A 19,026-nucleotide genomic window follows, 5' to 3' on the forward strand; every position below is an offset into this window, starting at 1 on the left:
TTGTTCCCTCTCCCTGTGGGAGAGGGTCAGGGTGAGGGCATCAGGCCGCACCTGCGAAATCCAGGCCGGGTAAGGTGAAGCCGCCACCCGGCTTTTTTTATACGGTAAAGCCGAGCATCATCCCCGTATCTTCATGCTCCAGCAGGTGGCAGTGCGCCATATAGGCAAACTCCTTCGGCGCCTCGTGGTCAAACTTCACCAGCACCTCGCTGACGCCGCCTTCCACTCTCACCGTATCTTTCCAGCCCGCGCGATGCGCATCCGGCGTTTTACCGTTCTCTGTGAGAATGCGGAACTGTGTGCCGTGGATATGGAACGGATGCAGCATCATGTCCCCTTCGCCTGAAATCACCCAGCGCTCAAGCTGACCTTTTGTCGCAGCAAACATCGGCGTATTCATGTCGAACGCTTTGCCGTTGATCATGTTGGCGTTGTGGAAATCAAAGCCATGGTCGCCGTGATTCATATTCCCCATGCCGCCCATTTTGCCGTGGTCCATATTCATGTGGCCCATCATCTGGCCGTGATGCATCCCCGCCATCGCCTTATCGCCATATTTCGCCATCAGCGCCTGCATGCCCATCATATCGAGCATCGGGTTCATGGAGAGCTGCAGCTTGCGCTGCGTAAGTCCCTCCAGCGATGGGAGGGCTGGCAGGGTGGTTAACGTATCAGGCAGCGTGCCGGAAGCGGCCACCAGCAGCGGCTGAATACGCAGCACCGGATGCGGCTTATCAAACGGTGCGACCGCCATCCCCATCTGGCTCACCGGCAGCGTCACGAGGTCAAACGGCTTGCCGTCGCTGATATCCACCAGCACCTCAAAGCGTTCGCCCATGAGCATCGGCAGCTCGCTCACCTTCACCGGCTCCGGCAGCAGGCCGCCGTCGCTGGCTACCACATACAGCGGGCGTTTATCGCTGGCGGCGAAATTCAGCGAGCGCGCGTTACAGCCGTTGAGCAGGCGCAGGCGCAGCCAGCCTTTCGGCGCGGCGTGCTGAGGATAAATGGCACCGTTGGTCAGCAGCGTGTCGCCAAACCAGCCTACCGCCGCGCTCATCACGTCCAGCTGATAGTCAATTTGCCCGTCAGCGTTGAATTTCTTGTCCTGCACAATCACCGGTACGTCGTCGATGCCCCACTGTTTCGGCAGGCGCAGCAGGCGGCTTTCGTCGTCTTCAATCAGCACCAGCCCCGCCAGCCCCATCGCCACCTGATGGCCCGTTTTGCCATGCTGATGCGGATGGAACCAGCAGGTCGCCGCGCGCTGATCGGGCGTAAAGGTGACGCTGCGCGTATCGCCCGCTTTGATGATGCCCTGCGGCCCGCCGTCCACCTCGCCCGACACTTCCAGCCCGTGCCAGTGCAGCGTCGTCTCTTCGGCGAGCGTGTTGTGGATATCCACCGTCACCGTTTTCCCTTTACGTAGCTGAAGCGCCGGACCGAGCAAATTGCCGTTATAGCCCCACGTCGTGGCGTGGTGCTCGCCGAACGTCGTTTTACCGGCCTGAACCACAAGCTGGATACGGCTGCGGGCGTCAGCGGTCAGTAAGTCAGGAATGGGTAAGGCAGGCCTGTCGGCCGCGAAAACCGCGCGGCTCCAGAGTGGTAATGCGCTGGCAGCCCCCAGCACAGCGGAATATTTTAAAAAATCACGACGTTGCATGTTCATTTCCTTATTTCCAGCAGGCGATCTTTTGAGCATAAACCCTCCCCTTACCGGAAGGTCAAGTAAAGCGGCAATAATAAAGATCGTCGCACCGGCATCAAGTATGCTAACGTTAATTTTCCGTGAAGAAGTGGTAGAAGCAATGAAGACGTTTTTCAGGACAATTTTGTTCGGAAGCCTGATGGCAATGTGTGCGAACAGCTATGCGCTAAGTGAAAATGAAGCGGAAGATATGGCCGATTTAACGGCGGTTTTTGTATTCCTGAAAAATGATTGTGGCTACCAGAATTTACCCAACGGGCAGATTCGCCGCGCGCTGGTCTTTTTTGCCCAGCAAAACCAGTGGGATCTCAGCAACTACGACAGCTTCGACATGAAGGCGCTCGGCGAAGACAGCTACCGTGACCTAAGCGGTATTGGTATTCCCACTGCCAAAAAATGCAAAGCGCTGGCTCGCGACTCACTCAGCCTGCTCGCCTACGTCAAATAACCTTCCCGACGCCCCCTGTTAAACCTATAGCCGTGCAACCACGGTTATAGTTAGCTATCATGTTTCGCTCATTTTTTATGAGCGTAACGGATGTTAACAAAGGAGGAGTCCGCGTATGGCCGACCACACGTTGTGGCATGAAACACTGCATGACCAGTTTGGTCAGTACTTTGCCGTTGATAACGTGCTCTATCATGAGAAAACCGATCACCAGGATCTCATTATCTTCGAAAACGCCGCCTTTGGCCGCGTGATGGCGCTGGACGGCGTGGTGCAAACCACCGAGCGCGACGAGTTCATCTATCATGAGATGATGACCCACGTCCCGCTGCTGGCGCACGGTCACGCGAAGCATGTCCTGATTATCGGCGGCGGCGACGGCGCAATGCTGCGTGAAGTGTCCCGCCATCGTTCCATTGAAACCATCACCATGGTGGAAATCGATGCGGGAGTCGTCTCTTTCTGCCGCCAGTACCTGCCCAACCACAATGCCGGTAGCTATGACGATCCGCGCTTTAGCCTGGTGATTGACGACGGCGTTAACTTTGTTAACCAGACCTCGCAGACCTTTGACGTCATTATCTCCGACTGCACCGACCCAATCGGCCCCGGCGCGTCGCTGTTTACCTCCTCCTTCTACGAAGGCTGCAAGCGCTGCCTGAACCCGGGCGGGATCTTCGTCGCACAAAATGGCGTCTGCTTCCTGCAGCAGGATGAAGCGCTCGACAGCCATCGTAAGCTAAGCACCTATTTCGATGACGTCAGCTTCTATCAGGCGGCCATTCCGACGTACTACGGCGGGATCATGACCTTTGCCTGGGCGACGGATAACGACGTATTACGCCATCTCTCCACCGAAATTATTCAGGCCCGCTTCCATCAGGCCGGTCTTCAGTGCCGATACTACAATCCGGCAATTCATACCGCAGCGTTTGCTCTGCCGCAGTACCTGCAAGACGCATTATCCACTAAGGGGGTGAGCTAATTGAAAAAGCTTAAACTGCATGGCTTTAACAACCTGACGAAAAGCCTGAGTTTTTGTATTTACGATATCTGCTATGCCAAAACAGCGGAAGAACGCGATGGTTACATCGCCTATATCGACGAACTCTACAACGCCAACCGTCTGACCGAGATCCTGTCAGAAACCTGTTCCATTATCGGCGCAAACATCCTGAACATCGCCCGACAGGATTATGAACCTCAGGGCGCCAGCGTGACCATTCTGGTCAGCGAAGAGCCGGTCGACCCGAAGCTTATCGACAAAACTGAACATCCGGGCCCGCTGCCGGAAGTGGTCGTGGCCCACCTGGATAAAAGCCATATCTGCGTGCACACCTACCCGGAGAGTCACCCGGAAGGCGGGCTGTGTACGTTCCGCGCCGATATTGAAGTCTCGACCTGCGGCGTGATTTCCCCGCTGAACGCGCTGAACTATTTAATCCACCAGCTGGAATCGGACATCGTCACCATTGATTACCGCGTGCGTGGTTTTACCCGTGACGTCAACGGCATGAAGCATTTCATCGACCACGAGATCAACTCCATCCAGAACTTTATGTCCGAGGACATGAAATCGCTGTACGACATGATGGACGTGAACGTGTATCAGGAAAACATCTTCCATACCAAGATGTTACTTAAGGAATTTGACCTTAAGCACTACATGTTCCACACGAAGCCGGAAGATTTGAGCGAAGAAGAGCGTAAGGCGATTACTGACCTGCTCTGGAAAGAGATGCGCGAGATTTACTACGGCCGCAATATTCCGGCCGTGTAAGAGCAAGCCGGAGCAGGGATGCTCCGGTCTTTTATTTCTGTTTCATAAAGTCGCGGTAGGCATTTACCACCTGAAGGAAATCCTCTACGCCGCACATCGACAGGCTCTCTTCGTCGTAGTAGCTCATCCCCTCTTCCATCTCGTCACCTGAAAACTCGAGCTGGTTGGCACGCACCATGACCTCTTCACCGTCCATCCACAGCGTATATTCATGCCCGGCGCGCTGCCAGGATCGTTCACTGCCTTTCACCGTATTTGCCGCCTGTTCAACTTCATCAAGAAGTGCGAGATTTTCTTTCACCTCTTCGTTAAACCAGTGTCCAACGGCTTCGTGGCCCATCGACATACGCACTTTCACCACTCCGGTGATGTCGCGCAGAAATTCGTAATCCATAGTGTTTTCCTCTGCAAAGCCATTACGGTAATTATCGCAGCAGCGAGGAAGAAAAAAAGCGGGAGAGGTGGGAGGAATGAAAATAAAAAGGTGAGAGCAAGACCCTGCGGCCTGATGCCCTCACCCCGTCCCTCTCCCACGGGAGAGGGTGCAAACACTAAAAACCGTCTCGTAGAGACGGTTTTGCTGTTTATACCGCCGTCTGGAAGATAACCCCGTCGGCCTTCTCGGTGTACTGAGAAAGCTGGTCGAAGTTCAGATAGCGATAGGTATCCACCGCGGTCTTATCCACCTGAGCCACAAAGGTCTGGTACTCTTCCGGCGTTGGCAGTTTGCCAATCAGCGCCGCAACCGCCGCCAGCTCCGCAGAGGCCAGGAAGACGTTCGCTCCGGTACCTAAACGGTTAGGGAAGTTACGGGTAGAGGTGGAAACCACCGTCGCACCGTCGGCTACGCGCGCCTGGTTGCCCATACACAGGGAACAGCCAGGGATTTCGATACGCGCACCGCTCTTACCAAACACGCTGTAATAGCCCTCTTCGGTCAGCTGAGCCGCGTCCATACGGGTTGGCGGCGCCACCCACAGACGGGTTGGCAGCTGGCCTTTGTGGGTATCCAGCAGCTTACCGGCAGCACGGAAGTGACCGATGTTGGTCATACAGGATCCGATGAACACTTCGTCGATCTTCTCGCCCTGAACCTCAGACAGCGGACGCGCGTCGTCAGGATCGTTCGGTGCACACAGGATTGGCTCTTTGATATCCGCCAGATCGATGTCGATCACCGCCGCGTACTCTGCGTCAGCATCGGCTTCCAGCAGCTGCGGATCGGCCAGCCATTTTTCCATGCCCTGGATACGACGCTCCAGCGTACGACGGTCGCCGTAGCCTTCTGCAATCATCCACTTCAGCAGCACGATGTTAGAGTTCAGATACTCAATAATCGGCTCTTTGTTCAGCTTGATGGTACAGCCCGCCGCAGAACGCTCGGCGGAAGCATCGGTCAGCTCGAACGCCTGCTCCACTTTCAGATCCGGCAGACCTTCAATTTCCAGAATGCGGCCAGAGAAGATGTTTTTCTTCCCTTTCTTCTCAACGGTCAGCAGGCCCTGTTTAATCGCATACAGCGGGATCGCGTGAACCAGGTCGCGCAGGGTGATACCCGGCTGCATTTTACCTTTGAAGCGCACCAGCACCGATTCCGGCATATCCAGCGGCATCACGCCCGTCGCAGCAGCAAACGCCACCAGACCGGAGCCCGCCGGGAAGGAGATACCGATTGGGAAACGGGTATGGGAGTCACCGCCGGTACCGACGGTATCCGGCAGCAGCATGCGGTTCAGCCAGGAGTGGATGACGCCGTCACCCGGACGCAGGGAAACGCCGCCGCGGTTCATGATGAAGTCTGGCAGCGTGTGGTGCGTGGTCACGTCAACCGGCTTCGGATAGGCCGCCGTGTGGCAGAAGGACTGCATCACCAGGTCAGAAGAGAAGCCCAGGCACGCCAGGTCTTTCAGTTCGTCACGGGTCATTGGACCGGTGGTGTCCTGAGAGCCCACGGAGGTCATCTTAGGCTCGCAGTACGCGCCCGGACGAATACCCGCTACGCCGCACGCGCGGCCCACCATTTTCTGTGCCAGAGAATAACCGCGGTTGCTTTCAGCAACGTCTTTCGCCTGACGGAAAACGTCAGAGTGCGGCAGACCCAGCGCTTCGCGCGCTTTGGTAGTCAGGCCACGACCAATGATCAGCGGGATACGGCCACCGGCGCGCACTTCGTCGATCAGCACGTCGGTTTTCAGCTCGAAGCTTGCCAGCAGCTCGTTGGTTTCGTGGTTACGCACTTCGCCTTTGTACGGGTAAACGTCAATCACGTCGCCCATGTTCAGGTTAGAAACATCCACTTCGATCGGCAGTGCGCCCGCATCTTCCATGGTGTTGAAGAAGATTGGCGCAATTTTGCCGCCGAGGCACAGGCCGCCGCCGCGCTTGTTTGGCACGTGCGGAATGTCGTCGCCCATGAACCACAGCACGGAGTTGGTTGCGGACTTACGGGAAGAACCGGTACCCACAACGTCACCCACATAGGCCAGCGGGAACCCTTTTTTCTGCAGCGACTCGATCTGTTTGATCGGGCCAACGCTGCCCGGCTGATCCGGCTCAATACCTTCACGGGCGTTTTTCAGCATCGCCAGAGCGTGCAGAGGGATATCCGGGCGAGACCACGCGTCCGGTGCCGGAGAGAGGTCATCGGTGTTGGTTTCACCGGTCACTTTAAAGACGGTAACGGTGATTTTTTCAGCCAGCGCTGGGCGGTTCAGGAACCATTCGGCATCAGCCCAGGACTGCATCACCTGCTTCGCATAGACGTTGCCCGCTTTGGCTTTTTCTTCTACGTCGTAGAAGTTATCGAACATCAGCAGCGTGGAAGAGAGCGCTTTAGCGGCAATCGGTGCCAGCTTGTCGTTATCCAGCGCGTCAATCAGCGGATGAATGTTGTAACCACCCTGCATGGTGCCGAGCAGTTCAATGGCTTTTTCAGGAGTAACCAGTGGGGAGGTGGCTTCGCCTTTGGCGATAGCAGCAAGGAATCCGGCTTTTACGTAGGCAGCTTCATCTACGCCAGGCGGTACGCGGTTGATCAGCAGATCTAACAGGAATTCTTCTTCGCCCTTAGGCGGGTTCTTCAGCAGCTCGACGAGCGCGGCCATTTGGGTTGCATCTAAAGGTTTGGGTACAATTCCCTCGGCGGCACGTTCTGCTACGTGCTTACGGTATTCTTCTAGCACGACGGTTCTCCTCGCTCTCATTGTCATATGCGGCGGGCGTTCTCTTCACGCTCCTGTGAGACAGCAGTTTGTAGGGTAAATGCCCGATACCGCGTCGGGCAGCATAGCAGGATTTCTGCACAGTGTTAATCCGTTTACAAAAAAGCAACATTAAAAAATTTGCTGAATCGTTAAGCATGGTGTAGCGGGGATTCAGGGCATCTTTTTTGCGGTATCTTCTGCACCGTGACGCTTCAGTTTTTTCTTCATCAGATATAATTGTGTAATAAATACTCACACTCTTTATCCGGACGTCCCGGACGCTTCCCAATAAAAGTCAAAACAGTAAAAGACGGGTGAATAATACTCACGCCAACCGTAACGCCTCACGGCACAACGCTTGTCTCGTTGGAGTCATTTTATGAAGTTGCCCTTTAAGCCACATCTGCTCGTCCTTGTGTGCAGTGCCGGGCTGTTTGCCGCCTCGGGCGTCATGTTTGTCAAAGGCCGCGCCACGGAGCCCGCTGCGCCAGCCGCCGTCACACAACAACCGGCTCCACCGGCAGCGCCTGCCGCAGCCCAGTCCGCCCCTGCTGTCGCGCCAGCCTACACTGCCGCGCAAATCGATCAGTGGGTCGCCCCTGTTGCGCTCTACCCCGATGCCCTGCTCTCACAAATCCTGATGGCCTCGACCTATCCGGCCAACGTGATCCAGGCGGCGCAGTGGTCGAAAGACAATCCTAAAATGGAAGGGGACACGGCGATTCAGGCCGTTGCCAGCCAGCCCTGGGATCCCAGCGTAAAATCGCTGGTCGCGTTTCCTCAGCTTATGTCCCTGATGGGTGAAAACCCGCCGTGGGTACAAAATCTGGGTGATGCGTTTCTCGCGCAGCCGAAGGACGTGATGGATTCCGTTCAGCGCCTGCGCGCGCTGGCGCAGAAGACCGGCGCGTTACAATCCACGCCTCAGCAGACGGTCACCACCGTGACAAAACCGGCGCCAGCGAAAACCAGCACCGCCGAAACCACGACCACGACGACGTCCGCGCCTACGGTAATCAAAATTGAATCTGCCGACCCGCAGGTTGTTTACGTCCCGACCTATAACCCCAATACGGTTTACGGGACCTGGCCAAACGCCGCCTATCCGCCCACCTATCTCCCGCCCACGCCCGGGGAGCAGTTTGGCAACAGCTTCGTAAACGGTTTAGGCTTCAGCCTGGGCGTCGCCACAACCTATGCCATCTTCAGCAGCATCGACTGGGATGATGACGATGACTGGGATCATCACCATGACGACTGGGATAATCACGGCGGCTATAACCGCAACGGTGATAACAATATCAATATCAACGTTGAGAACTTCAATAAAATCAGCGGACAGCGCCTGACGGACGCCAACCGCACCTGGCAGCACAACCCGGCCTATCGGGAAGGCGTGCCCTATCCGACTAACCAGCTCAACACTCGCTTCCACGCCACCAACACAGCCACAGGGCTCAGTTCAACGCAGCAAAAACCGGTAAATCGCGACAGCCAGCGTCAGGCCGCGCTGAGCCAGATGGAGAAATCCACGGGCAAAACCTTCCCGCAAACGGCGCGCACCGGAACGAAAGACGTGCAGCGTCAGGCCTCAGGTGAACAGCTGAAGCAGATTTCGCAGCGCAACAACTACCGCGGCTACGACACCAAACCGCAGACGGCGAAGCGGAGTACCGCGCAGCAGCGAGAAAACCGCCAGACCACCTCCCAGAGACATGAGAAGCGGGTTTCGCAGCCCGTGCAGCAACGCTCTCTCCAGCAGCGAAACAGTCAGCCCCGGGCCAATGCGCTGAGCGGTAACGACAGCCGCTCCGCGAACTGGCAGGCGCAGCAGCAGCGCGGTGCGCAAAGCAGACAGCTCGCTGCGCGCCAGCAGCAGCCACGTCAGGCGTCCGGTGGACGTGCTGAACGCCGTGAAATTCGACATCGCTAAGGGAACCGACATGAAACGTAACCTACTCAGCGGAATGGTGTTATTTATGCTTTCGGCCTCGGTGATGGCGCAGCAGTCCTTTAGCACGCCCGATCGGGCAACCGATGCGCTGACCAAAGCCATCAGTGAGCAAAACGAGAGCGCGATGACCGACCTGCTCGGAGAGAACTGGCGCGATTTTCTGCCCCCTGAGGGCGTTGATCCGGATGCTGTCGATCGCTTCCTGCGCGACTGGAACGTCCGTCATACCACGGTTGTCGAGGGAGATACGGCGCACCTGGTTGTCGGAGACAGCGGCTGGCAGCTTCCCATCCCGGTGATCAAAACCTCTGCAGGCTGGCAGTTCGACATCAAAGAAGGGGCTGAAGAGATCCTGACCCGTGAAATCGGGCGTAACGAGCTCGCCGCCATTGAAGCCTTGCATGCCTATGTTGATGCGCAGCAAAGCTATTTTGCGATGAACCAGAAATACGCGCAGAAGATTGTCAGCTCGAAAGGCAAAAAAGACGGTTTGTACTGGCCAGCCTCGCCCGGCGAAGCGCCCAGCCCGCTCGGCCCGGCATTTAGCCCGAAAGAGCCAGGTACCGGCTATCACGGCTATCGCTTCCGCATCCTGCCGGAGAGTAACGGTTTCGCGATGGTGGCGTGGCCGGTCAGCTATGGCCAGACGGGTGTGATGAGCTTTGTGATAAACCAGGACGACAGAGTGTACCAGTCCGATCTCGGCAGCGACTCAGAGCAGAAAGCCCGGGCGCTAGCCGCCTATAGCCCGGATAAAACCTGGCAGCCTGTGGCGCCCTGAACGCAGCGCATAAAAAAAGCGGCCATTGGCCGCTTTTTTTCATCTGAAGAAACTTATTTCTTCTTCGCTTTCGCGTTTGGCAGGTCGGTGATGCTGCCTTCAAACACTTCTGCCGCCAGGCCCACGGACTCGTGCAGAGTCGGGTGAGCGTGGATGGTCAGAGCGATGTCTTCAGCGTCACAGCCCATTTCGATAGCCAGACCGATTTCACCCAGCAGCTCGCCGCCGTTGGTACCGACAATCGCACCACCGATGACGCGGTGAGTCTCTTTGTCGAAGATCAGTTTGGTCATACCATCAGCGCAGTCGGAAGCGATAGCACGGCCAGAAGCAGCCCACGGGAAGGTGGCGGTTTCGTAGCTGATGCCTTTCTCTTTCGCTTCTTTCTCAGTCAGACCGACCCATGCAACTTCTGGCTCGGTGTACGCGATAGATGGAATGACTTTCGGATCGAAGTAGTGCTTCATGCCGGCGATAACTTCAGCGGCAACGTGACCTTCGTGAACACCTTTGTGTGCCAGCATTGGCTGACCGACGATATCGCCGATAGCAAAGATGTGCGGCACGTTAGTGCGCAGCTGCTTGTCAACGCGGATAAAGCCACGGTCGTCCACTTCCACGCCAGCTTTGCCCGCGTCGAGGTTTTTACCGTTCGGCACACGGCCGATAGCCACCAGCACGGCGTCGTAACGCTGCGGTTCGGATGGGGCTTTTTTGCCTTCCATGGAAACGTAAATACCGTCTTCTTTCGCTTCAACGGCAGTCACTTTGGTTTCCAGCATCAGATTGAATTTCTTGCTGATGCGTTTGGTGAAGACTTTAACGATGTCTTTGTCGGCAGCCGGGATAACCTGGTCGAACATTTCAACCACGTCGATCTCTGAACCCAGCGCATGGTACACGGTACCCATTTCCAGACCGATGATACCGCCGCCCATGACCAGCAGACGCTTAGGAACGGTTTTCAGCTCCAGCGCATCGGTGGAATCCCACACGCGTGGATCTTCATGCGGAATGAATGGCAGTTCGATTGGGCGGGAGCCTGCCGCGATGATCGCGTTGTCGAAGTTGATCACGGTTTTGCCGTTTTCGCCTTCCACTTCCAGGGTGTTCGCACCGGTGAATTTACCCAGACCGTTTACCACTTTCACTTTACGGCCTTTGGCCATACCCGCCAGACCGCCGGTCAGCTGAGTGATAACTTTCTCTTTCCAGGTACGAATTTTGTCGATATCGGTTTTCGGCTCGCCGAAGACGATACCGTGTTCAGCCAGCGCTTTGGCTTCTTCGATAACTTTCGCCACGTGCAGCAGCGCTTTAGAAGGGATACAGCCGACGTTCAGACAAACACCGCCGAGGGTGCTGTAACGTTCTACGATGACGGTTTCCAGACCTAAATCCGCTGCACGGAATGCTGCGGAGTAACCTGCCGGGCCTGCCCCAAGTACTACGACCTGAGTTTTGATTTCTGTGCTCATCATGACCTCTTAATTTATACCCGTCGTCCACCGGGTCGTTCTATCCGCCCGCAGTTTACAAAATTGTTAACAATTTTGAAACAACAAACGGCTCACGAATTGTCGCTTTCGCCAATAACCTCACAAACACCATGAGATTATCAGAAAAAAGCCGGCCGACTGGCCGGCTTTTCGATTACATCACCAGGCGGCGAATGTCGCTCAGCATGTTGTTGATGATGGTGATGAAGCGCGCACCATCAGCACCGTCGATCACACGGTGGTCGAAGGACAGAGAGATTGGCATCATCAGACGCGGCACGAACTCTTTGCCGTTCCACACCGGCTCCATCGCGGACTTGGACACACCGAGGATAGCCACTTCCGGCGCGTTAACAATCGGTGCGAAGTGGGTGGTACCCAGGCCGCCGATGCTGGAGATAGTGAAGCAGCCGCCCTGCATTTCGCCGGCAGTCAGCTTACCATCACGCGCTTTCTTGGAGATCACGGTCAGTTCACGGGACAGCTCAGTGATGCTCTTCTTGTTCACGTCTTTGAAGACCGGAACAACCAGACCATTTGGCGTATCAACCGCAACACCGATGTTGATGTATTTCTTCAGCGTCAGCTTCTGGCCGTCTTCGGACAGGGAGCTGTTGAAGCGTGGCATCTGCTCAAGGGCAGCAGCAACGGCTTTCATGATGAAGACTACTGGGGTGAATTTCACGTCCAGTTTGCGCTTCTCAGCTTCAGCGTTCTGCTGTTTACGGAACGCTTCCAGATCGGTGATATCGGTTTTGTCGAAGTGCGTAACGTGCGGGATCATCACCCAGTTACGGCTCAGGTTAGCACCAGAGATTTTCTGGATGCGGCCCAGCTCCACTTCTTCGATTTCGCCGAACTTGCTGAAGTCCACTTTCGGCCATGGCAGCATGCCCGGGATACCGCCACCGGCGGCTGCAGCAGGTGCAGCTTCGGCGCGTTTCACCGCGTCTTTCACGTAGGTCTGAACGTCTTCGCGCAGGATACGACCCTTACGGCCGGTTCCTTTCACTTTCGCCAGGTTCACACCGAACTCGCGCGCCAGGCGACGAATCAGCGGGGTAGCGTGGACGTAAGCGTCGTTTTCAGCGAACTCAGATTTTTCTGCTTTAGCAGCAGGGGCAGCGGCTGGTTTAGCAGCCTGAGCCGGTGCAGCAGCAGGGGCTGGAGCAGCCGCGGCAGCCGGAGCTGCGGCAGGCGCAGCGCCTTCCACTTCGAAGACCATGATCAGAGAGCCGGTAGACACTTTGTCGCCGGTGCTGATCTTGATCTCTTTGACGGTACCCGCGAACGGCGCCGGCACTTCCATAGAAGCTTTGTCGCCTTCAACGGTGATCAGTGACTGTTCAGCGGCAACTTTGTCGCCCACTTTCACCATCACTTCGGTCACTTCAACTTCGTCACCGCCGATGTCCGGTACGTTAACGTCTTTCGCGCCGCCAGCAGCTGCTGGTGCAGCAGCCGGAGCCGGAGCAGCGGCCTGCGCAGGCGCGGCAGCGCCTTCTGCACCCGCCACTTCGAAGATCATGATAAGCGACCCGGTAGACACTTTGTCGCCGGTGTTGATCTTGATCTCTTTAACGGTACCCGCGAACGGAGCCGGCACTTCCATAGAGGCTTTGTCGCCTTCTACGGTGATCAGTGACTGCTCAGCCGCAACGGTGTCGCCCACTTTCACCAGAATTTCAGTGACTTCAACTTCGTCACCGCCGATGTCAGGCACGTTCACTTCTTTTGCTGCTGCGGCAGCTGCTGGAGCAGCGGCGGCCGGAGCGGCTTTCTTCTCTTCCTGCGCAGGTGCAGCAGCTGCTGCACCGTCGGCGGAATCGAAAATCATGATCAGTTTGCCAGTCTCGGTTTTATCGCCAACAGAGACTTTGATCTCTTTAACGATGCCAGCCTGAGGAGACGGGACTTCCATAGAGGCTTTGTCGCCTTCTACGGTGATCAGCGACTGTTCAGCTTCAACCTTGTCGCCTACTTTGACCAGGATCTCGGTGATTTCAACTTCATCAGCCCCGATGTCCGGTACATTGATTTCGATAGCCATTATTCTTTTACCTCTTACGCCAGACGCGGGTTAACTTTTTCTGCATCGATGTTGAATTTGGTGATTGCGTCCGCAACCACTTTCTTATCGATTTCGCCACGTTTAGCCAGTTCGCCCAGTGCTGCTACAACCACGTAAGAAGCATCAACTTCGAAGTGGTGACGCAGGTTTTCGCGGCTGTCAGAACGACCGAAGCCGTCAGTACCCAGAACGCGATAATCATCAGCTGGAACGTAAGTACGAACCTGCTCAGCGAACAGTTTCATATAGTCAGTAGACGCCACCGCTGGCGCGTCGTTCATCACCTGAGCGATGTACGGAACGCGTGGAGTTTCCAGTGGGTGCAGCATGTTCCAGCGCTCACAATCCTGGCCATCACGCGCCAGTTCAGTGAAGGAGGTCACAGAGTACACGTCGGAACCCACGCCGTAGTCTTTCGCCAGGATCTGCGCTGCTTCACGTACGTGACGCAGGATAGAACCGGAGCCCAGCAGCTGAACTTTACCTTTGCTACCTTCGATGGTTTCGAGTTTGTAGATACCTTTACGGATACCTTCCTCGGCACCTGCTGGCATTGCCGGCATGTGGTAGTTTTCGTTCAGGGTGGTGATGTAGTAGTAAATGTTCTCTTGCGCTTCACCGTACATGCGCTGCAGACCGTCATGCATGATGACTGCCACTTCGTACGCGTAAGACGGATCGTAAGAGATACAGTTAGGGATAGTCAGAGACTGAATGTGGCTGTGGCCATCTTCGTGCTGCAGGCCTTCACCGTTCAGAGTCGTACGACCGGAGGTACCGCCTACCAGGAAGCCGCGAGCCTGCTGGTCGCCTGCCTGCCAGCACAGGTCACCGATACGCTGGAACCCGAACATGGAGTAGTAGATGTAGAACGGGATCATCGGCAGGTTGTTGGTGCTGTAAGAGGTCGCAGCAGCCAGCCAGGATGCGCCTGCGCCCAGCTCGTTGATACCTTCCTGCAGGATCTGACCTTTCTCGTCTTCTTTGTAGTATGCAACCTGCTCACGGTCCTGCGGAGTGTACTGCTGGCCGTTCGGGCTGTAGATACCGATCTGACGGAACAGACCTTCCATACCGAAAGTACGCGCTTCGTCGGCGATGATTGGAACCAGACGATCTTTGATCGACTTGTTCTTCAGCATCACGTTCAGGGCACGAACGAAAGCGATAGTGGTAGAGATCTCTTTGTTCTGCTCTTCCAGCAGCTGGGAGAAGTCTTCCAGCGCTGGCAGTTCCAGCTTCTCGGTGAAGTTTGGCTGACGAGCTGGCAGGTAGCCTTTCAGCGCCTGACGACGTTCGTGCAGGTACTTGTGCTCTTCAGACCCTTCCGGGAAGGTGATGTAAGACAGGTTTTCTACCTGCTCATCGGTCACTGGAACGTTGAAACGGTCGCGGATATAACGCACGCCGTCCATGTTCATTTTCTTAACCTGGTGAGCGATGTTTTTACCTTCTGCGGTATCACCCATGCCGTAACCTTTGATGGTATGGGCCAGGATTACAGTCGCTTTACCTTTGGTTTCACGCGCTTTTTTCAGTGCAGCGTAGACTTTCTTCGGATCGTGACCACCGCGGTTCAGAGCCCAGATCTGCTCATCAGTCCAGTCTGCAACCAGTGCTGCGGTTTCAGGATATTTGCCGAAGAAGTGCTCACGAACGTAGGCACCGTCTTTGGATTTGAAGGTCTGGTAGTCACCGTCAACGGTTTCGTTCATCAGCTGGATCAGTTTACCGCTGGTGTCTTTACGCAGCAGCTCATCCCAACGACCGCCCCACATGACTTTGATCACGTTCCAGCCAGCACCAGCGAAGATGCCTTCCAGTTCGTTGATGATCTTGCCGTTACCGGTTACCGGACCATCCAGACGCTGCAGGTTACAGTTGATGATGAAGCACAGGTTGTCCAGCTTCTCACGGGTAGCGATGGTGATCGCACCTTTGGATTCTGGCTCATCCATTTCGCCGTCGCCCAGGAAGGCGTAAACGGTCTGCTCAGAGGTGTCTTTCAGACCACGGTGTTCCAGGTATTTCAGGAATTTAGCCTGGTAGATCGCACCGATTGGGCCCAGACCCATAGATACGGTCGGGAACTGCCAGAATTCAGGCATCAGTTTAGGGTGCGGGTAAGAAGACAGACCTTTACCGTGAACTTCCTGACGGAAGTTGTTCATCTGCTCTTCAGTCAGACGACCTTCCAGGAATGCACGTGCATAGATGCCCGGAGAGATGTGGCCCTGGAAGTACACCAGATCGCCGCCGTCTTTCTCGTTCGCTGCACGGAAGAAGTGGTTGAAGCACACTTCGTAAACGGTCGCAGAAGACTGGAAGGACGCCATGTGGCCACCCAGTTCCAGGTCTTTCTTGGATGCGCGCAGAACGGTCATGATGGCGTTCCAGCGGATTGCAGAACGGATACGACGTTCCAGATCCAGATTGCCCGGGTATTCCGGTTCGTCTTCGACGGCAATCGTGTTTACGTAGTTGCTAGCCCCTGCACCTGAAGCAACCTTCACGCCGCCTTTGCGGGCTTCAGAAAGCAGCTGATCAATCAGATACTGAGCGCGCTCAACACCTTCTTCACGGATGACCGATTCGATCGCCTGTAGCCAGTCGCGAGTTTCGATCGGATCCACGTCATTTTGGAGACGTTCTGACATGGGGGTATTCCTTATCTATCTAATACGTTGATTTGTCTGGAACCTGTCCCATTGTATTTTCGCCAGAAAACACAATAAGACAGGTTCTGCGTTTAGTTGCCGCGCTCTAAAAGTACCTGGCGCTTAATCCTTTCGTTGCTGTATGCGGCGTAATGAACGTTCGCGACGCGATTGTTCACGGCTGCGGTCCAGCAAGATTTCCTCAATGAAAGCCAGATGGCGGTGCGACGCTTCGCGCGCCTGCTCCGGTTCCCCGGCCATTATCGCCTCGAATACTCGGGTGCGATGGTTGCTTACCAGTGGGAGCATGTCCCGACGGGCATACAACAATTCAAAATTTTGACGAACGTTCTGGGCCAGCATGGGCTCCATGCAGCGTAGCAGATGGAGGAGCACCACGTTGTGGGCCGCTTCGGTGACGGCAATTTGATACTGGACGACGGCGCTGGACTCGGCGTCTAAATCGCCGGACTGCTGTGCCCGTTCAATGGCCTGATGCAGTTCGCGGATACGCACGCGATCTTCATCAGTGCTGCGAAGGGCGGCGTAATAGGCCGCAATACCTTCAAGCGCGTGACGGGTCTCAAGCAGATCAAACTGGGATTCTGGGTGGTCAGAGAGAAGTTCTACCAGCGGATCGCTGAAGCTCTGCCACAGGCTGTTTTGCACAAAGGTTCCGCCGCCCTGGCGACGAAGCAGCAAGCCCTTTGCTTCGAGACGTTGAATCGCCTCACGCAGAGAGGGACGTGAAACGTCGAACTGTTTTGCCAGCTCGCGTTCTGGCGGAAGTTTCTCACCCGGGCGCAGAGTCCCTTCGAGGATTAAAAACTCCAGCTGCTGCTCAATCACATCAGATAGTTTTGGTTGGCGAATTTTGCTGTAGGCCATATTCCCTGTCTTACGCCTTTTTGCCCGGAGTCAATTGGTCTTACCAATTTCTATTTCGTATCGCTAAAGTAACAAAGTATTCACCTTCTGTCCATATTGGTTTTGATTGAAATCAGTAAACCCTGCACATTTTAACAACCTTACAGAAATAACGTTTCAGAAATGTAACTTTGCACAAATGAGTTGATTACTCCCAAAGAGGGAGTTTTAACCATAATGAAACGAGGGTTTTTGCAATCTGAAGCGATTCAACAAGGCAAATAATGAAAATTCGCCCACTTAAGGCGCATTTCTATTCTATAGGTTGGGTGAGGAACAACGAGCGGGCCGATTTACAAATGCTTTCTTTTTATTCAAGTCGTCATCACCCCTTCATAAAGCAGGTGCATTCGCAGGCACTTATCACTATTCTGGCGCTTACGGAAGCCATCTCCGCTTTTTTCGGTCTCGTTAACCGTAAAGAAATAAATACAGAATATGGATTTTCATAATTACACACGCACAGCGTGAACATAACAACCACACACGAGGTTTCAAATGGAAGCTCAACAGCACGGCGATCAGCTAAAGCGCGGGCTTAAAAACCGCCATATACAGCTCATCGCACTGGGCGGTGCGATTGGTACCGGCCTGTTTCTGGGCAGCGCATCCGTTATCCAGTCAGCCGGTCCCGGCATTATTTTGGGTTACGCGATTGCGGGCTTTATTGCCTTTCTGATTATGCGCCAGCTGGGTGAAATGGTCGTTGAAGAGCCGGTCGCAGGCTCCTTCAGCCACTTTGCCTATAAATACTGGGGCAGCTTTGCCGGTTTCGCCTCGGGCTGGAACTACTGGGTCCTGTACGTTCTGGTTGCCATGGCTGAGCTTACCGCCGTCGGGAAATACATTCAGTTCTGGTATCCCGAGATCCCAACCTGGGCTTCCGCAGCCGCTTTCTTCGTCATTATTAACGCCATTAACCTGACCAACGTAAAAGTGTTCGGTGAAATGGAGTTCTGGTTTGCCATCATCAAGGTCATTGCCGTAGTGGCGATGATTATCTTCGGCGGCTGGCTGCTGTTCAGCGGCAACGGCGGCCCGCAGGCAACCGTGCGCAACCTCTGGGAACAGGGCGGATTCCTGCCTCACGGCATGACCGGCCTGGTGATGATGATGGCCATCATTATGTTCTCCTTCGGCGGTCTGGAACTCGTGGGCATCACCGCTGCTGAAGCCGACAACCCGGAGCAAAGCATTCCGAAAGCCACTAACCAGGTTATCTACCGCATTCTGATCTTCTATGTGGGCTCATTGGCCGTGCTGCTCTCCCTGCTGCCGTGGACGCGCGTGACCGCCGACACCAGCCCGTTTGTGCTGATCTTCCACGAGCTGGGCGACACCTTTGTCGCTAACGCCCTGAACATCGTGGTGCTGACCGCAGCGCTCTCCGTTTACAACAGCTGCGTATACTGCAACAGCCGCATGCTGTTCGGCCTGGCCCAGCAGGGCAACGCGCCAAAAGCGCTGCTCAACGTCGATAAGCGCGGCGTGCCGGTAAACACGATTCTTGTTTCGGCGGTTGTGACCGCGCTGTGCGTGCTCATTAACTACATGGCTCCGGAATCGGCGTTTGGCCTGCTGATGGCGCTGGTGGTCTCTGCCCTGGTCATCAACTGGGCCATGATCAGCCTGGCGCACATGAAGTTCCGCCGCGCCAAGCAGCAGCAGGGCGTCACCACGCGCTTCCCTGCCCTGCTCTATCCGCTGGGTAACTGGATCTGCCTGCTGTTTATGGCAGCCGTGCTGGTGATTATGCTGATCACCCCGGGTATGGCGATTTCCGTCTACCTGATCCCGGTCTGGATTGCGATCCTGGGCGTGGGCTATCTGTTCAGTCAGAAAAGCCGTAATGCCATGAAGGCACACTAAGCCTCTCTTCGCGGCACCTGCTTTTGCGGGTGCCGCGCGTTGTTACCTCCCTCACACTTTCATGCCCACAGCGCATTTATCCATATCACCGCCCTGATACTGCAACGCATATATTCCTTTGCCAGC

14 protein-coding genes are annotated in these 19,026 nt (G+C 55.4%); 7 read left to right on the forward strand and 7 right to left on the reverse strand.

The features are described 5' to 3' along the window. Positions 1 to 97: 97 nt before the first annotated feature. Complete coding sequence (gene cueO / locus ADJ24_RS00675) at positions 98 to 1,666, reverse strand: multicopper oxidase CueO (RefSeq protein ID WP_032668070.1); 1,569 nt, start codon at positions 1,664 to 1,666, stop codon at positions 98 to 100. A 145-nt stretch (positions 1,667 to 1,811) separates the two neighbouring features. Here cueO and ADJ24_RS00680 point away from each other — a divergent pair, with 145 nt between their 5' ends. The 3 genes from ADJ24_RS00680 (at position 1,812) to speD (ending at position 3,939) form a co-directional block, all read left to right on the forward strand. Then, the gene (locus ADJ24_RS00680) at positions 1,812 to 2,159 is read left to right on the forward strand and encodes a YacC family pilotin-like protein (protein WP_014882582.1); all 348 of its coding nucleotides are present in this window, start codon (positions 1,812 to 1,814) and stop codon (positions 2,157 to 2,159) included. Positions 2,160 to 2,274: 115 nt separating this feature from the next. Continuing rightward, positions 2,275 to 3,144: a polyamine aminopropyltransferase gene (gene speE / locus ADJ24_RS00685; RefSeq protein ID WP_023310424.1), complete on the forward strand. Its 870-nt coding sequence runs from the start codon at positions 2,275 to 2,277 to the stop codon at positions 3,142 to 3,144. Continuing rightward, on the forward strand, positions 3,145 to 3,939 hold the full coding sequence (gene speD / locus ADJ24_RS00690; RefSeq protein WP_008501953.1) for an adenosylmethionine decarboxylase: 795 nt from the start codon (positions 3,145 to 3,147) through the stop codon (positions 3,937 to 3,939). Between the two features lie 31 nt (positions 3,940 to 3,970). On the opposite strand, the gene yacL is transcribed toward speD, so the two are convergent. Both yacL and acnB read right to left on the reverse strand, forming a co-directional pair. After that, positions 3,971 to 4,333, reverse strand: a complete 363-nt coding sequence (gene yacL, locus ADJ24_RS00695; protein WP_023310423.1) for a protein YacL — start codon at positions 4,331 to 4,333, stop codon at positions 3,971 to 3,973. A gap of 190 nt (positions 4,334 to 4,523) precedes the next feature. Next, positions 4,524 to 7,121: a bifunctional aconitate hydratase 2/2-methylisocitrate dehydratase gene (gene acnB / locus ADJ24_RS00700; RefSeq protein ID WP_023310422.1), complete on the reverse strand. Its 2,598-nt coding sequence runs from the start codon at positions 7,119 to 7,121 to the stop codon at positions 4,524 to 4,526. 400 nt (positions 7,122 to 7,521) lie between these two features. On the opposite strand from acnB, the gene ADJ24_RS00705 reads away from it, so the two are divergent. Together ADJ24_RS00705 and ADJ24_RS00710 are read left to right on the forward strand one after the other, a co-directional pair. Further along, positions 7,522 to 9,075, forward strand: coding sequence for a DUF3300 domain-containing protein (locus ADJ24_RS00705; protein ID WP_023310421.1), 1,554 nt, complete (start codon positions 7,522 to 7,524; stop codon positions 9,073 to 9,075). Between the two features lie 10 nt (positions 9,076 to 9,085). Further along, a complete protein-coding gene (locus tag ADJ24_RS00710; protein ID WP_032668303.1) occupies positions 9,086 to 9,877 on the forward strand; it encodes a DUF2950 family protein in 792 nt (263 codons plus the stop codon). Positions 9,878 to 9,930: 53 nt separating this feature from the next. Here the strand turns inward: ADJ24_RS00710 and lpdA are convergent, their stop codons facing one another. The 4 genes from lpdA to pdhR all read right to left on the reverse strand — a co-directional run bounded on the left by lpdA (position 9,931) and on the right by pdhR (position 16,992). After that, positions 9,931 to 11,355 (reverse strand): dihydrolipoyl dehydrogenase, encoded by a 1,425-nt coding sequence (lpdA, locus tag ADJ24_RS00715; RefSeq protein WP_003856313.1) that lies wholly within the window; start codon positions 11,353 to 11,355, stop codon positions 9,931 to 9,933. Positions 11,356 to 11,530: 175 nt separating this feature from the next. Continuing rightward, positions 11,531 to 13,426, reverse strand: coding sequence for a pyruvate dehydrogenase complex dihydrolipoyllysine-residue acetyltransferase (gene aceF, locus ADJ24_RS00720; RefSeq protein WP_023310419.1), 1,896 nt, complete (start codon positions 13,424 to 13,426; stop codon positions 11,531 to 11,533). A gap of 14 nt (positions 13,427 to 13,440) precedes the next feature. Beyond that, positions 13,441 to 16,104 carry a pyruvate dehydrogenase (acetyl-transferring), homodimeric type gene (gene aceE / locus ADJ24_RS00725; protein ID WP_023310418.1) on the reverse strand — a complete coding sequence of 888 codons (2,664 nt, stop codon included), beginning with the start codon at positions 16,102 to 16,104 and terminating at the stop codon, positions 13,441 to 13,443. Between the two features lie 123 nt (positions 16,105 to 16,227). Further along, positions 16,228 to 16,992, reverse strand: coding sequence for a pyruvate dehydrogenase complex transcriptional repressor PdhR (pdhR, locus tag ADJ24_RS00730; protein ID WP_008501960.1), 765 nt, complete (start codon positions 16,990 to 16,992; stop codon positions 16,228 to 16,230). Positions 16,993 to 17,255: 263 nt separating this feature from the next. Here pdhR and ADJ24_RS25320 point away from each other — a divergent pair, with 263 nt between their 5' ends. Both ADJ24_RS25320 and aroP read left to right on the forward strand, forming a co-directional pair. Further along, the gene (locus ADJ24_RS25320; protein ID WP_023310417.1) at positions 17,256 to 17,483 is read left to right on the forward strand and encodes a hypothetical protein; all 228 of its coding nucleotides are present in this window, start codon (positions 17,256 to 17,258) and stop codon (positions 17,481 to 17,483) included. A gap of 46 nt (positions 17,484 to 17,529) precedes the next feature. Beyond that, positions 17,530 to 18,900, forward strand: a complete 1,371-nt coding sequence (gene aroP, locus ADJ24_RS00740; RefSeq protein ID WP_045355157.1) for an aromatic amino acid transporter AroP — start codon at positions 17,530 to 17,532, stop codon at positions 18,898 to 18,900. Positions 18,901 to 19,026: the final 126 nt, after the last annotated feature.

It is taken from the genome of Enterobacter sp. 940_PEND (genome assembly GCF_001059415.1).
In the GTDB taxonomy this organism is placed as follows: domain Bacteria; phylum Pseudomonadota; class Gammaproteobacteria; order Enterobacterales; family Enterobacteriaceae; genus Enterobacter; species Enterobacter cloacae_M.

Coding starts and splice junctions, on each gene's coding strand:
- aceF (WP_023310419.1), bottom strand. CDS start 13,426: ATGGCTATCGAAATCAATGTACCGGACATCGGGGCTGATGAAGTTGAA.
- cueO (WP_032668070.1), bottom strand. CDS start 1,666: ATGCAACGTCGTGATTTTTTAAAATATTCCGCTGTGCTGGGGGCTGCC.
- lpdA (WP_003856313.1), bottom strand. CDS start 11,355: ATGAGCACAGAAATCAAAACTCAGGTCGTAGTACTTGGGGCAGGCCCG.
- ADJ24_RS00710 (WP_032668303.1), top strand. CDS start 9,086: ATGAAACGTAACCTACTCAGCGGAATGGTGTTATTTATGCTTTCGGCC.
- speE (WP_023310424.1), top strand. CDS start 2,275: ATGGCCGACCACACGTTGTGGCATGAAACACTGCATGACCAGTTTGGT.
- ADJ24_RS00680 (WP_014882582.1), top strand. CDS start 1,812: ATGAAGACGTTTTTCAGGACAATTTTGTTCGGAAGCCTGATGGCAATG.
- ADJ24_RS00705 (WP_023310421.1), top strand. CDS start 7,522: ATGAAGTTGCCCTTTAAGCCACATCTGCTCGTCCTTGTGTGCAGTGCC.
- ADJ24_RS25320 (WP_023310417.1), top strand. CDS start 17,256: ATGAAAATTCGCCCACTTAAGGCGCATTTCTATTCTATAGGTTGGGTG.
- aroP (WP_045355157.1), top strand. CDS start 17,530: ATGGAAGCTCAACAGCACGGCGATCAGCTAAAGCGCGGGCTTAAAAAC.
- pdhR (WP_008501960.1), bottom strand. CDS start 16,992: ATGGCCTACAGCAAAATTCGCCAACCAAAACTATCTGATGTGATTGAG.
- yacL (WP_023310423.1), bottom strand. CDS start 4,333: ATGGATTACGAATTTCTGCGCGACATCACCGGAGTGGTGAAAGTGCGT.
- aceE (WP_023310418.1), bottom strand. CDS start 16,104: ATGTCAGAACGTCTCCAAAATGACGTGGATCCGATCGAAACTCGCGAC.